A 14034-nucleotide genomic window follows, 5' to 3' on the forward strand; every position below is an offset into this window, starting at 1 on the left:
CTCTCCATGGACAAATGGCGATACAGAGACATCCCAACAACACTCCAAACCATCATTTCCATTGGTAACCTTCGTCTGCGAATAGTCGTAATTCCTGTATCTTCCAAACACTGGGAAATGAGTTCTGGAGAAAGCAGATCAGATAAACCCGAAAGTTGCTCTGCAGAGAATTGATGAACTTGGTTAAGAGCCTGTCTTAAAAACATAAAAAAAATCCGAGTGCATTGAATACACTCGGATTTTGACACTTTGAATGGATCGTTCAACCGATCATTTAGTTGTTAACTGATCGGCATTACAGTCTGTCTGCGCTTTTTTTTGTCTTCTATTTCACCACATATTGGTATTCTCAATGATCTTTGATACTTTTACTCAAAAATACCTATAAATTTTGTGGAGAAAGTTATGAAGTGTCACCGCGTCAACGAACTGATCGAGCTCATTCACCCTGAATGGCAAAAAGATTCCGACCTCAATCTGCTTGAATTCCTAGTTAAGCTCGCTAAAGAAGCTGGCTATGAAGGCAAACTCGAAGAGCTAACTGATGATGTACTTATCTATCATCTAAAGATGCGTAACAGCAAAAAAGACGAGATGATCCCGGGTCTTGCCAAAGACCAAGAAGATGATTTCAAGACTGCGTTGCTCAAGGCTCGCGGTATCATCAAATAACCATGAGTTATAAAAACGACCCTTTATAGGGTCGTTTTTTCTATGACCGCTCGCTCATTTTGTTGTTAAAGGTTGATAGCCTTAAAGAAATGAAATTGTTATCAAGGTTATAATCCTTGGGTTTTCATACTGCGTACTGAATAGCACTGCCAAATAATGTGGCATGGCACAGTACACAGTTACTGCAATGTCGGAAAAGATAGAGTGTGTACGAAACGCACCGTCAGCCCAAGAAGGACACTCAACAATGAGTCAGGACAAAATCGACGTAAAGGATGTGACGCCTAAAACGTTCAACCCCAAAACCCACAAAGGCAACGGCGACAGATTCAACCCAAGCAACCGAATCTATGTTCGAGAGAGTAAAGGTACCTTTCAGAAATTAAGACGCTATGGCGGCTGGTTCCTACTGGTGTTATTTGCCCTGGTGCCATGGATACCTTATGGCGAGAGACAAGCGGTACTGCTCGATATCGGTAATCAGCAGTTTAACTTTTTTGGTACCACCCTTTATCCGCAAGATCTCACCCTACTTGCGCTGCTATTTATGGTCGCCGCGTTTGGTCTATTCTTTATCACCACCTTTTTAGGTCGCGTATGGTGTGGCTACTTATGCCCACAAACCGTTTGGACCTTTATGTACATCTGGTTTGAAGAAAAGCTCGAAGGCAGTGCCAACAAGCGCCGCAAGCAAGATAGCGGCAAGCTCACGGGTAACCTCATCGCACGCAAAGGCCTCAAGCACGCAGCTTGGATAGCGATTGCCCTTGCCACAGGCTTTACCTTTACCGGCTACTTTGTACCCATTGGTCCACTGGTCAGCGACTTCTTCACCTTCAACGCCAGCTTTTGGCCTGTGTTCTGGGTCGTATTCTTTGCCGCATGTACTTACGCCAATGCAGGCTGGATGCGCTCGATCATGTGTATCCACATGTGCCCGTATGCTCGCTTCCAGTCGGCAATGTTCGACAAAGACACCTTCATCGTCGGTTACAACACTAAGCGCGGTGAAAAGCGGGGGCCTCGCTCTCGCAAGGCGGATCCGAAACAGCTTGGATTGGGTGACTGTATCGACTGCGATCTCTGCGTGCAGGTCTGCCCAACAGGCATCGATATTCGCGACGGTCTGCAATACGAATGTATTAACTGCGGCGCTTGTATCGATGCCTGTGACAAAACCATGGATCGCATGGGTTACGACAAGGGACTGATCAGCTACACCACCGAGCACCGCTTATCGGGCAAACACACTAAGGTAATGCGACCAAAGCTACTCGGTTACGGCGCGGTACTGCTGGTCATGATTGCCTTGTTCTTTGTTCAAGTATCGGCGGTCGACCCTGCAGGTCTCAGTGTACTGCGCGATCGCAATCAGTTATTCCGAGTAAACAGTGATGGCTTAGTTGAGAATACCTACACCCTAAAAGTCATCAATAAAACCCAGCAAGAGCAACAGTACACGTTAAGTGTTTCTGGTATAAAAGATGCAACTTGGTATGGCAGACAAACCATTACCGTTGAACCGGGTGAAGTGTATAACCTGCCAATGAGCCTTGGCGCCGATCCGGATGCGCTAAGTTCACCTGTCTCGACAATTCAGTTTATACTGAGTGACAGCAACGACTTCTCCGTACAAGTGGAAAGTCGATTTATCAAAAAGCTCTAGCTCTCTAGCAGCAACCAATAATAGGAAAGGGCTCGGCAACGAGCCCTTTTATCATCACTATGACAGATACTGCGTTTAACTTTGACGCCCTCACTCCCGATTTCATGTGGTACGCCCTTGAAAGCATTGGTGTCAGAGCCGAATCCGGCTTACTTCCTCTCAACAGCTATGAAAACCGTGTGTATCAGTTCACCGATGAAGAGCGTAAACGCTACGTGGTTAAGTTCTATCGCCCTCAGCGTTGGAGCCAAGCTCAAATCCAAGAAGAACATGATTATGCTCATGAGCTGCTGGAGCACGAAGTCCCTGTCTCTGCGCCATTAATAATCAACGGCCAGAGCATTCATGAATATCAAGGCTATCTGTTTACCCTGTTTGCTAGCGAAGGCGGCAGGCAGTTTGAGGTGGATAACCTTGAGCAAATTGAGTGGGTAGGACGCTTCCTAGGTCGCATCCATAAAGTCGGCGCCAGCAAGCCTTTTGAGCATCGCCCAACGATAGGACTGGAAGAATACCTGTATCAGCCTCGTAAGTTACTGCAAAACTCTAGCTTTATTCCCTCTCATCTAGAAAATGCCTTCTTTAGTGACTTGGATATGCTGATCGGTCAAATTGAAACTCACTGGCAACCAGCTGAGACCATTAGACTGCATGGCGATTGCCATCCAGGTAATATCTTATGGCGCGATGGTCCGCTGTTTGTCGATCTTGACGATTCGCGCAACGGCCCGGCAATTCAAGATCTATGGATGCTGCTCAACGGCGATCGTCAAGACAAACTGATGCAGCTCGACGTGTTATTGGAGGGCTATCAAGAATTCAGTGAACTGCCAAGCAGTCAATTGAAACTTATTGAACCATTGCGCGGTCTACGTATGGTGCACTACATGGCATGGCTCGCCAAACGATGGCACGATCCGGCTTTCCCGCTAGCGTTTCCTTGGTTTAATGATGCGAAATACTGGGAAGGTCAGGTACTTGGTTTTAAAGAGCAAATTGCCGCTCTTAACGAAAAGCCACTTTCATTGCAACCGCAGTGGTGACAAACTAGTCGAAATCCATCAATAGGATTTTGAGTTTTACACATGGAGAAAATAATGAAAAAAATCATCGCACTTTTTGCGACGCTACTCGTCAGCCTCAGCGTCAGTGCCGCTCAGTTTGAAGAAGGTAAACACTACAAAGTGTTGGAATTGGAAAAGTCCTCGAAGCCAATCGTGACTGAGTTCTTCTCATTCTACTGCCCTCACTGTAACAGCTTTGAACCTATCATTGCCCAGCTGAAAAAGAAGATCCCTGCTGATGCTAAGTTCCAGAAGAACCATGTTTCGTTTATGGGTGGCTCAATGGGTCTTTCGATGAGTAAAGCCTACGCGACGATGATTGCATTGAAGGTTGAAGACAAGATGACGCCTGTGATGTTTAACCGCATTCACAACCTACAGAAGCCACCTAAGAATGATGAAGAACTGCGCCAAATCTTCCTTGATGAGGGCGTGGATGCTAAGAAGTTCGATTCTGCTTTCAACGGCTTTGCTGTTGATTCCATGGTTCGTCGGTTTGATAAGCAATTTAAAGATAGCGGCCTAACGGGTGTTCCTGCGGTTATCGTTAACAACAAGTACCTAGTTGAAGCGGGTGGCATTACCTCTCTCGATGAGTACTTTGAGTTGGTTAACTTCCTACTGAAAAAGTAATCCAACCCAAAAGCGAAAAACCGAGCCATGAGTAATATCAGGCTCGGTTTTTTTATTTGCGGTGAATCTCTTTTAACACATCATCTTTTTGCTGCCAGACATCCCCAAGCCATTGCTGGAAACAACGCTTATAAGGCTTGTCGTTGAAATAATCTCCCGATACGTTTTCATCAATGGGCAACGTACGCACTTTTACCACTATCTTGGTCATGTTACCCATTAACGCCGCTTTAAAAGGCTCTACTCTATTTTCTGGGTAGGCCAAGGTGACATCGACAATGCTATCAAACTGCTCACCCATCGCGGCCAACGTATACGCGATACCGCCTGACTTAGGTTGTAGCAAGTGCTGATAACCCGCCTTGCTTCGCTTTTGCTTCTCTGTGGTAAAGCGCGTGCCTTCTACGTAGTTCACCACCGTTGTTGGCATATCTTTAAATTTGGCACAAGAGCGACGTGTGGTTTCTAAGTCTTGGCCACGTTTTTCTGGATGCTTTATTAAATATTCACGGGAGTAGCGCTTCATAAATGGCATGTTGAGCGCCCAGCACGCCATACCGACAAAAGGAACATACAAAAGTTGCTGCTTAAGAAAGAACTTAGGCATAGGAATGCGATCTTTAAAGACGCTACACAGCACGACGATATCCGTCCAACTCAGGTGATTGCAGATCATTAAATACCAGCCATCTTTTCGCAGCGCTTCAATGCCTTCTATTTCCCATTCAAGCTTAGGGTTTATCAATCGAAGTATCCCATGATTAATCGTTGCCCATAGCCACATAAATTTATTCGCAAGCGCGGTACACAATGCCTGAATAGGCTTAAACGGCAGCACCAGCTTGATCAGCCCAAAACCTAGAATGGGGATCGAACAAAATGCGGTATTGAGGATGACGAGCGACGAACTCATTACAAAAATTAGGTATCCAAGCATATCTAATGTTCTATGAAGTATTTGTAACAGTTTTATGGCGGTTAATTGTACAAGGAGAGACGCCTTGCGCAAAGATTAATTAATTGGTCTGATTTGTGTTGTAACTTGCAAAAAACAAACTTATTGTGAACCAATAACATAACATAAACATATAATTACAACCGTTACCTCAATAATCAGAATGTAATAAGGAATCGTTATGAAAAGGGCATGGAGTGTCTTAGCAGTGTCACTGAGTGTTGTCTCTTATAGTGCTGTAGCTAAATTAGGAGAAAGTAATGGCTTTAGTGGTGAAATCGCACTAAACGCCGCTTACGCGAGCAAAACGTCAAACCTTAGCAACACCGACGATGAATTTCGAACCTATACCGGTGAGGCGCAAGAGAACAGCAGCGCCTTAGTTCTGCCACTGGGTAACGTTCAATACACCTGGGGTTCACGTTCCAACCACCAAGTTTTCTTAGGTACCTCTCGAGCCGACGTTGCTGTGGGTACACTGGCGCTTGAAACCGGCTACCGCTATCAGTTTCAAGATGGAACTAAGTGGAGCCTAGCGATTTTGCCAACCATTCTTGAAGGTGAGGTATGGCGTGATCCTTACCTTGAAAATCAAGCTAGAAGCACTACCAACGAGAAAGGCACAGCCTATCGTATGCAGATCGATAATATCGCTGGCTCACTGTTTAGCCTCGACCTTGCTTATGGAAAGCGTGAGTTGGACACTGAACTATCTGGCTCTGGCGCGAACTTAACCGCAGCGCAAATGGCGACACTCGACAGAAACGCCGATGTTTTCTACGGCAAATTCAAAATGATGCTGCCAGTCAACAAAGGGGTTTTACTGTTCCCTGCGCTCATTTACACCCAACAAGATGCTAATGGCAGCGCGATGAAGAGCAACACCTATGGTGCAGAAATTTCATCATTTGTCTCCGCTGGCAATCACCAATTCGCTTTCACCGTGACTTATCTCAACCGTAAATACGATGGCGCCAATCCAGTGTTTGACAACATCACTCGTAAAGATGATGAGTGGAAAGCGTTTTTAGCTTATGAGTATCCGGGCATCTTCTATGCAGACAACCTCTCTTTGGTCGCATTTGGTGGTGTGAACAACAGCAGCTCTAACATCGCCTTCTATGATGAGAAGGATTGGATCACCTCTGTAGGTCTAAATTGGGAGTTCTAATAGAACCCGACGCTAAGCATTGAAACTATCAATACATGGCTTAACAAAACATGTTGTTAAGCCATTTTTTGTCATTAAAGTATCCGCATAAAATATAGGTGTTTGGATTAAGCACTCTAATGAGCCTACTGACGGATATTGTATGACCACGTTTAAGCCCCTCGTTTCCACAGCCCTGTTGACTGTTATTAGCCAATCCGCCATCGCAGCATTGGCGCCAGAATCCGGCTTTAGTGGCGAGATCTCTATCAGTAATGCGCAGATCGGTGACAAATCCAACTTCGTCGCCAGTTCTGATCCGAAAATCAGCAGTGCCGAAGAGGCCTATGATGAATTCTGGATGCCGCTAGGCATGGTCAAATACACCTATGGTGCGAAGCGAGATAAAGAATGGTTTATCGGCACATCGCGCAATGACATAGCGGTCGGCACCTTTGTACTCGAAGGTGGATATCGTCAGCAGCTAGAAGATGGTTCCATTTGGAGTGTCTCCTACCTTCCAACCGTCATTGGAGAGCCTATCTGGAAAAACCCCTACGTCGGTGCTGACCAGCTTGAAGAGACTGAGGCCAAAGGCGAAGCTTACCGTCTACAGATCGAGAATATTGCTGGCTCATTGTTCACGCTCGATATGGCGTACGGCAACCGCGAGGTGACTGGTGAAAGCTCTGCGACCAACCTCAACAGTAACCTGTCTAACCAGTACGACAGAAACAGCGATATGTATTACGCCAAAGGTTCCTACACCCTTGCGATGAGTGATGCTTGGACATTGTTTCCTTCACTCATTTACTTGCTTGATGACGCCAAAGGTGAAGCGATGAATAACCAAGGTGCCGGCGGTGAGCTAACCGCTCTGTATGCTCATAAAAAACATAGTATTGCGGCAACCATGAGCTACATGAATCATGAGTATCGTGGCCAAAACGCCATCTTCGAACAGTCAGGCCGTATTGATGACAAGTACAGTGCGTTCCTCGCCTATGAGTACCTTGCACTGGAATCTTTGTCGCTTGTCTCACTTTCAGGCTACAACGCGACAGACTCCTCTATCGCATTCTACGACTCCGCTGACTGGATAACTTCTATCGGCGTGAACTTCACCTTCTAACTACACCGCTTGCGCGGTGAGCTGCTTGAGTAGCCGATCCATGGCGCGATAACCAAGCGCTTCTGCAATATGAGCTCGCTGTATAGAGGGCTCATTGGCAAGGTCGGCAATCGTTCGTGCGACTTTAATGATGCGGTGATAAGCACGAATCGACAAGCCAAGTCGATGTAAGGCATTTTCTAAAAACTCAGCATCGGCTTTTTCTAAGCGGCAGTAATTCTCTATTTCGCGGCTTTGCAACAAGGCATTCACTTTGCCGCTGCGCAATAACATCGTCTCTCTTGCAACCAACACACGCTGCTTCACGGTTTGCGTCGTTTCTCCTCGATCTCCGCCTTCAGCTAAGGTGCCTTTGGGCAGTGAGGGGATCTCTATAGACATATCAAATCGGTCGAGTAGCGGCCCAGATAAACGACTCAAATAGCGCAGGATAAGCTGCGGGTTGGTTCTGGAGTGATTGCCCTCGTAATAACCTGTTGGGCTTGGATTTAACGCACCAACCAATTGAAAACGAGCTGGAAAGCGGGTTTTTCCTTGCGCGCGAGAAATAATGATCTCACCAGACTCCAATGGCTCGCGCAGTGAGTCTAGTGCTTTGCGCTCGAATTCCGGCATCTCATCTAAGAACAGCAATCCGTTGTGCGCCAGAGAGATTTCTCCCGGTCTAGGAATAGAACCGCCACCCACGAGTGCAGCCATTGAGCTTGAATGATGGGGCGCGCGAAAGGGTCTGGTTTTCCAATTGCTCTCATTAATTTCTTGTTGAGTGAGTGAGGCCACCGAGGCCGTTTCCATGGCTTCATCTTCGCTCATCTCAGGTAACAAATCACAAAGTCGAGAGGCCAACATAGTTTTCCCTGTGCCAGGCGGACCGAGAAAAAGTAAATTGTGATTACCGGCCGCCGCGATTTCCAGTGCCCTCTTTCCTTGCTGCTGTCCAATAATATCTTGCAGGTCTCGGCCCTTTTTCGCGACTTGAACAACGGGCTTGCTGGTCACCAATGAAAGAGTCTGCTGCCCCATTAAGTAACTGCACACATCCAACAATGAGGACGCTGACTTGTGGTTATCTTTACCAACCAAGGCAGCTTGATCGCCATTATCTTCAGGTACTAACAAGCAGCGCTGCGCTTTATTGGCTGCAAGTGCGGCAGGCAATACGCCTTTCACTGATCTAAGTTCCCCTGACAATGCCAACTCTCCAACAAATTCATGCACCAGAAGTTTATCGTGAGGCAGTTGATCGGAGGCCGCCAGTATTCCCAACGCTATCGGCAAATCAAAGCGGCCGCCTTCTTTGGGGAGATCGGCGGGGGCGAGATTGACTGTGATTCGTTTGGCGGGAAATTCGAACCGAGAATTGATGATCGCACTACGAACTCTATCCTTAGATTCTTTGACTGTCGTCTCGGGAAGTCCGACGAGCGTAAAGCCTGGCATGCCATTGCTGATGTGCACTTCCACTGTCACTAGAGGTGCCTCCACACCAACACTGGCACGGCTGTAAATAATAGATAATCCCATAAAATCCCTTTTTTATTCCGACTTCTCTTTGCTCAACGGTTAAAAGTCAGATTTTTATACATACCTTATGTTATATCTCAACATTTAATGCTGAGTAAATGTGACAAAAGTATGATTTTTTGCTTGTCAGCTAACAGAAATTTGTGATACCACTAGGGACGCAAACATTTTCGTTAGACACAACGCAACGATTTATAAACAAGATAATGACTTTTAACGCACACTCTCACACTCTGATTAGCCTGATTATTGTGGTCCTGATTGGTACCGCACGGGGGCATGTGGGCGTTAAATAGCCACAAGATTTTAAAAACCCCCGCACTGAAAAGTCCGGGGGTTTTTTTACAAACTCATAATAGTAATTTGATAGTGATCACTCATTGAAAGCCCACAGGCTGAGATGACAGGAAGAAATGGAGCACAACATGTGCAAGCGAACGACAAATCGTCACGATAAGCGTGGCACTCAAGGAGGCTATAATGACAGGTGCTGAATTAGTTGTAGCCGCATTGAAGCAGCAAGGTATCGAGACCGTGTTTGGTTATCCTGGTGGAGCCATCATGCCCATCTACGATGCTTTGTATGACGGTGGTGTGGAACATATCCTTTGCCGACACGAACAAGGCGCTGCAATGGCAGCCATCGGAATGGCAAGAGCCACCAAAGATGTTGCTGTTTGTATGGCAACCTCAGGCCCTGGAGCCACCAACCTTGTTACCGGTCTTGCTGACGCTTTCCTCGATTCTATCCCTCTCGTTGCTATCACTGGCCAAGTTGCTAGTTCACATATCGGTACTGATGCCTTCCAAGAAATGGATGTGATCGGTATGTCACTCTCGTGTACCAAACACAGCTACCTCGTGACCGACATCAACGAACTCGCTCCCACTCTAGCCGAAGCATTTGAAGTTGCTAAAGCAGGCAGACCTGGCCCTGTCATCGTTGATATCGCTAAAGATGTCCAACTTGCTAATGCTCCGGTGGATGAGCTGCCTACATTTACACCGCCTGCAATTCCTGTTGCCGATGAGCAACAAGTTAAACGCGCGCAGCAGTTGCTTGATGAAAGCTCTCGCCCTGTACTGTATGTCGGTGGTGGTGTACAGCTAGCAGATGCGACTGAATCCGTTCGCGAGTTCCTGCGCATCAACCCTATGCCAAGTGTCAGCACACTAAAAGGTCTTGGCACGATTGACCGACACGACCCTCACTATCTCGGCATGCTGGGTATGCACGGCACCAAAGCCGCGAACTTGGTAGTGCAAGAGTGTGACCTACTCATCGTGGTCGGTGCACGCTTTGACGACCGTGTGACTGGTAAACTGGATACCTTCGCGCCACACGCAAAGGTGATTCACATCGATATCGATGCAGCAGAATTCAACAAACTGCGTGAAGCGCATGCAGCGCTGCGTGGTGACATCAATGTCATCTTGCCTCAGCTTGAACTATCAAAAGACATTAACGCTTGGGCACATCACAGTGAAAGCCTGCGCAGTGGCTTCAAGTGGCGCTACGACCACCCGGGCGATCTGATTTTTGCTCCACTGCTGTTAAAACAGCTTTCAGACATGATGCCGGAAAACTCCATCGTTTCGACCGATGTTGGCCAACACCAAATGTGGGCTGCTCAGCACATTCAGCCAAGACTGCCTGAGAACTTTATTACTTCAGCAGGTCTCGGCACCATGGGCTTTGGTCTGCCTGCCGCGATGGGCGCAGCAGTAGGACGTCCTGATGACCAATCCGTCCTGATCACGGGTGATGGTTCATTCATGATGAACGTTCAAGAACTCGGCACCCTAAAGCGTCGCCAAATCCCAGTGAAAATTGTGCTGTTAAATAACCAACGTCTTGGTATGGTAAGGCAGTGGCAGTCACTGTTCTTCGACGGCAGACATAGTGAGACGATTTTGGATGACAACCCAGATTTTGTCATGCTTGCTAAAGCTTTTGATATTCCAGGCAAGACCATCACTCGCAAAGAAGAAGTCGAGCCAGCGCTGAAAGAGATGCTGGAGTCTAAAACGTCTTACATGTTGCACGTGCTGATCGATGAAGAAGAAAACGTATGGCCTTTGGTTCCACCAGGTGCCTCAAATAGTGACATGTTGGAGAATACCTAATGGACAGATATCTACTAGACATCAAAGCCGATGACAAACCTGTCTTGCTTGAGCGCGTACTGCGCGTGATTCGCCACCGTGGCTTTATTATCAAACAAGTGGCTGCGACCCAAAACCATGAGAGTAAGGTTGCCAGCGTTGAGATCATTGTAGATAGCGATCGACCAATCACTACTTTGATCAACCAAATTGAGAAACTTTGGGACATCAGAACCGTTGAGGTCACAGAACTTAACAACAACGAACTGACCAATCACAACCTACAAGAACAGAACGCATAAGGAAGGAATTGCTAAATGGCTACTAAAACAGCAGATTTTATTTGGTTTAACGGTGAGATGGTTCCATGGGCAGAGGCGAACGTTCACGTCCTGACTCACGCAATGCACTATGGCACATCTGTTTTTGAAGGGGTTCGCTGTTACAACACGCCAAAAGGGCCTGTGGTATTTCGCCATCCTGAGCATGCTAAGCGTCTAAAAGATTCAGCAAAAATTTATCGCTTCCCTATTCCTTTCACTGAAGAAGAAATCATGGAAGCGACGCGTGAAACACTGCGTCAAAACAAGCTAGAGTCAGCGTATATTCGTCCTCTTGGTTTTGTTGGTAATGTCGGCCTAGGTGTTTGTCCACCAGAGGGCACCATCATGAATCTTATCATCGCGGCTTTCCCATGGGGCTCTTACCTAGGTGAAGAAGCGCTCGCAAACGGCGTTGATGCGATGATTTCTAGCTGGAACCGTGCGGCACCAAACACCATTCCAACGGCTGCTAAAGCCGGTGGTAACTACCTATCGTCACTATTGGTTGGTGGTGAAGCTCGTCGTCATGGTTATGATGAAGGCATCGCGCTAAGCGTTGACGGTTACCTATCAGAAGGCGCGGGCGAGAACATCTTCGTAATTAAAGACGGTGTTATCAGTACTCCACCTGCCACCAGCGCTATCCTTCCTGGTATTACCCGTGACTCTATCATGACGCTAGCAAAAGACATGGGCTATGAAGTGCGTGAAACAAACATTGCTCGTGAAGCACTTTACCTTGCTGATGAAGTGTTCATGACAGGTACCGCAGCAGAAATCGTTCCTGTACGCACTATCGATAAGATTGAGGTAGGCGAAGGCAAACGCGGTCCAATCACCAAAGTGATGCAAGACGCATACTTCGGCCTATTTAACGGCACCACGGAAGATAAGTGGGGCTGGTTGGACTACGTCTACCCTCAAGATAACCAGTAAGCACCAGGTAAATTTAAGGAAGTATTACAATGCCAAAATATCGTTCTGCCACCACAACTCATGGTCGCAATATGGCTGGTGCGCGTGCTCTATGGCGCGCTACTGGCGTTAAAGATGAAGACTTCGGTAAGCCTATCATTGCCGTTGTGAACTCGTTCACTCAGTTTGTTCCAGGTCACGTACACCTGAAAGATCTTGGTCAGCTCGTCGCACGTGAGATCGAAGAAGCGGGCGGCATCGCTAAAGAATTCAACACCATCGCCGTGGATGATGGTATCGCAATGGGTCACGGCGGCATGCTGTACTCACTGCCATCACGTGAACTCATCGCCGACTCGGTAGAGTACATGGTCAATGCGCACTGTGCCGATGCTATGGTGTGTATCTCAAACTGCGACAAGATCACTCCAGGAATGCTTATGGCCTCAATGCGCCTTAATATCCCAGTGATCTTTGTGTCTGGCGGTCCAATGGAAGCAGGTAAAACCAAGCTTTCTGATCAGATCATCAAACTTGATCTGGTTGATGCCATGATCCAAGGTGCCGATCCAACAGTTTCCGATGAGCAAAGTGAGCAAATCGAGCGCTCTGCATGCCCTACTTGTGGCTCTTGCTCTGGTATGTTTACCGCCAACTCAATGAACTGTCTGACTGAAGCGCTGGGTCTGTCTCAGCCAGGCAACGGTTCTCTGCTTGCGACGCACGCGGATCGTGAAGTGCTATTTAAGAACGCAGGTAAACGCATCGTTGAACTCACTAAGCGTTGCTACGAGCAAGATGATTCGTCAGCACTACCTCGAAACATTGCCAACAAAGATGCATTTGAGAACGCAATGGCGCTTGATATTGCCATGGGTGGCTCAACCAACACAGTACTTCACTTATTGGCTGCTGCTCAAGAAGGCGAAATCAATTTTGATATGGAAGATATCGACCAGATGTCTCGCCGCGTACCTAACCTTTGTAAAGTGGCACCATCGACACCTAAGTATCACATGGAAGACGTACACCGCGCTGGTGGTGTTATCGGCATCCTAGGTGAGCTTAATCGCGCTGGTCTGTTGAACAACCAAACAAAAACGGTACTTGGTCTGACAATGGAGGAGCAGTTGTCTCAATACGACATCATGCTGACGGATTCGGAAGAAGTAAAATCCTTCTACCGCGCAGGTCCTGCAGGTATTCGTACTACACAAGCCTTCTCACAAGATTGTCGCTGGGACACCCTCGATGACGACCGTGAAAATGGTTGTATCCGTACTAAAGAAAATGCTTACAGCCAAGACGGCGGTCTTGCGGTGCTAAAAGGTAACATCGCACTGGATGGCTGTATCGTTAAGACAGCTGGCGTGGATGAGAGCATCCTTAAGTTCCAAGGTTCTGCAGTTGTATTCGAAAGCCAAGAAGATGCGGTAGATGGCATCCTAGGCGGCAAAGTGAAAGCCGGTGATGTTGTGGTTATCCGCTACGAAGGTCCAAAAGGCGGTCCGGGCATGCAAGAAATGCTGTACCCAACCACTTACCTAAAATCCATGGGGCTAGGTAAAGAGTGTGCGCTACTGACTGACGGTCGCTTCTCTGGCGGTACATCGGGTCTGTCTATCGGTCACGCCTCTCCAGAAGCGGCCAATGGCGGTACGATTGGTTTGGTGAAAGATGGCGATATGATCAACATCGATATTCCAAATCGTGAGATCACGCTTGTGGTTTCTGAAGACGAGCTAGCGGCTCGCCGCGCAGAGCAAGACAAGCTAGGCTGGAAACCTGCGGATCGTGAACGTACTGTTTCTCTAGCATTGAAAGCTTACGCCAATCTAGCCACCAGCGCCGATAAAGGTGCGGTACGTGATAAGTCCAAACTCGAGGGCTAATC

13 protein-coding genes are annotated in these 14034 nt (G+C 47.4%); 10 read left to right on the top strand and 3 right to left on the bottom strand.

From position 1 onward, the window contains the following. Nucleotides 1-206, bottom strand: a 206-nt coding sequence (locus L4C42_RS20845) for a transposase domain-containing protein (RefSeq protein ID WP_429760991.1), incomplete at its 3' end; no start/stop codon positions are given. A gap of 199 nt (nucleotides 207-405) precedes the next feature. On the opposite strand from L4C42_RS20845, the gene L4C42_RS20850 reads away from it, so the two are divergent. The 4 genes from L4C42_RS20850 to L4C42_RS20865 all read left to right on the top strand — a co-directional run bounded on the left by L4C42_RS20850 (nucleotide 406) and on the right by L4C42_RS20865 (nucleotide 4035). Then, nucleotides 406-672: a YihD family protein gene (locus tag L4C42_RS20850; RefSeq protein ID WP_353497501.1), complete on the top strand. Its 267-nt coding sequence runs from the start codon at nucleotides 406-408 to the stop codon at nucleotides 670-672. Nucleotides 673-919: 247 nt separating this feature from the next. Beyond that, nucleotides 920-2338 (top strand): cytochrome c oxidase accessory protein CcoG, encoded by a 1419-nt coding sequence (gene ccoG / locus L4C42_RS20855; RefSeq protein WP_353497500.1) that lies wholly within the window; start codon nucleotides 920-922, stop codon nucleotides 2336-2338. 59 nt (nucleotides 2339-2397) lie between these two features. After that, nucleotides 2398-3381 carry a serine/threonine protein kinase gene (locus L4C42_RS20860; protein WP_353497499.1) on the top strand — a complete coding sequence of 328 codons (984 nt, stop codon included), beginning with the start codon at nucleotides 2398-2400 and terminating at the stop codon, nucleotides 3379-3381. Between the two features lie 54 nt (nucleotides 3382-3435). Continuing rightward, nucleotides 3436-4035 (top strand): thiol:disulfide interchange protein DsbA/DsbL, encoded by a 600-nt coding sequence (locus L4C42_RS20865; RefSeq protein WP_353497498.1) that lies wholly within the window; start codon nucleotides 3436-3438, stop codon nucleotides 4033-4035. A 52-nt stretch (nucleotides 4036-4087) separates the two neighbouring features. Here L4C42_RS20865 and yihG read toward each other — a convergent pair whose 3' ends face one another. Continuing rightward, a complete protein-coding gene (yihG, locus tag L4C42_RS20870) occupies nucleotides 4088-4972 on the bottom strand; it encodes a 1-acylglycerol-3-phosphate O-acyltransferase, YihG family (RefSeq protein ID WP_353497497.1) in 885 nt (294 codons plus the stop codon). Between the two features lie 199 nt (nucleotides 4973-5171). Between yihG and L4C42_RS20875 the strand changes: the two genes are divergently transcribed. Both L4C42_RS20875 and L4C42_RS20880 read left to right on the top strand, forming a co-directional pair. Continuing rightward, nucleotides 5172-6161: a DUF2860 family protein gene (locus L4C42_RS20875; RefSeq protein WP_353497496.1), complete on the top strand. Its 990-nt coding sequence runs from the start codon at nucleotides 5172-5174 to the stop codon at nucleotides 6159-6161. 142 nt (nucleotides 6162-6303) lie between these two features. Then, a complete protein-coding gene (locus L4C42_RS20880; protein ID WP_353497495.1) occupies nucleotides 6304-7272 on the top strand; it encodes a DUF2860 family protein in 969 nt (322 codons plus the stop codon). Here L4C42_RS20880 and L4C42_RS20885 read toward each other — a convergent pair whose 3' ends face one another. Then, nucleotides 7273-8796 (bottom strand): YifB family Mg chelatase-like AAA ATPase, encoded by a 1524-nt coding sequence (locus L4C42_RS20885; RefSeq protein WP_353497494.1) that lies wholly within the window; start codon nucleotides 8794-8796, stop codon nucleotides 7273-7275. Between the two features lie 480 nt (nucleotides 8797-9276). Here L4C42_RS20885 and ilvG point away from each other — a divergent pair, with 480 nt between their 5' ends. The 4 genes from ilvG to ilvD are packed head-to-tail and all read left to right on the top strand — an operon-like array spanning nucleotide 9277 to nucleotide 14032. Continuing rightward, the gene (ilvG, locus tag L4C42_RS20890; RefSeq protein WP_353497493.1) at nucleotides 9277-10923 is read left to right on the top strand and encodes an acetolactate synthase 2 catalytic subunit; all 1647 of its coding nucleotides are present in this window, start codon (nucleotides 9277-9279) and stop codon (nucleotides 10921-10923) included. Then, entirely contained in the window at nucleotides 10923-11204 is a 282-nt protein-coding gene (gene ilvM / locus L4C42_RS20895; RefSeq protein ID WP_353497492.1) for an acetolactate synthase 2 small subunit, read from the top strand. The genes ilvG and ilvM overlap by 1 nt, the downstream gene beginning before the upstream one ends. A 15-nt stretch (nucleotides 11205-11219) precedes the next feature. Continuing rightward, nucleotides 11220-12161, top strand: coding sequence for a branched-chain amino acid transaminase (locus L4C42_RS20900; RefSeq protein ID WP_353497491.1), 942 nt, complete (start codon nucleotides 11220-11222; stop codon nucleotides 12159-12161). Nucleotides 12162-12190: 29 nt separating this feature from the next. Next, nucleotides 12191-14032: a dihydroxy-acid dehydratase gene (ilvD, locus tag L4C42_RS20905; RefSeq protein WP_353497490.1), complete on the top strand. Its 1842-nt coding sequence runs from the start codon at nucleotides 12191-12193 to the stop codon at nucleotides 14030-14032. The last annotated feature ends 2 nt before the right edge of the window (nucleotides 14033-14034 follow it).

It is taken from the genome of Vibrio wakamikoensis (assembly GCF_050337275.1).
GTDB lineage: Bacteria > Pseudomonadota > Gammaproteobacteria > Enterobacterales > Vibrionaceae > Vibrio > Vibrio chaetopteri.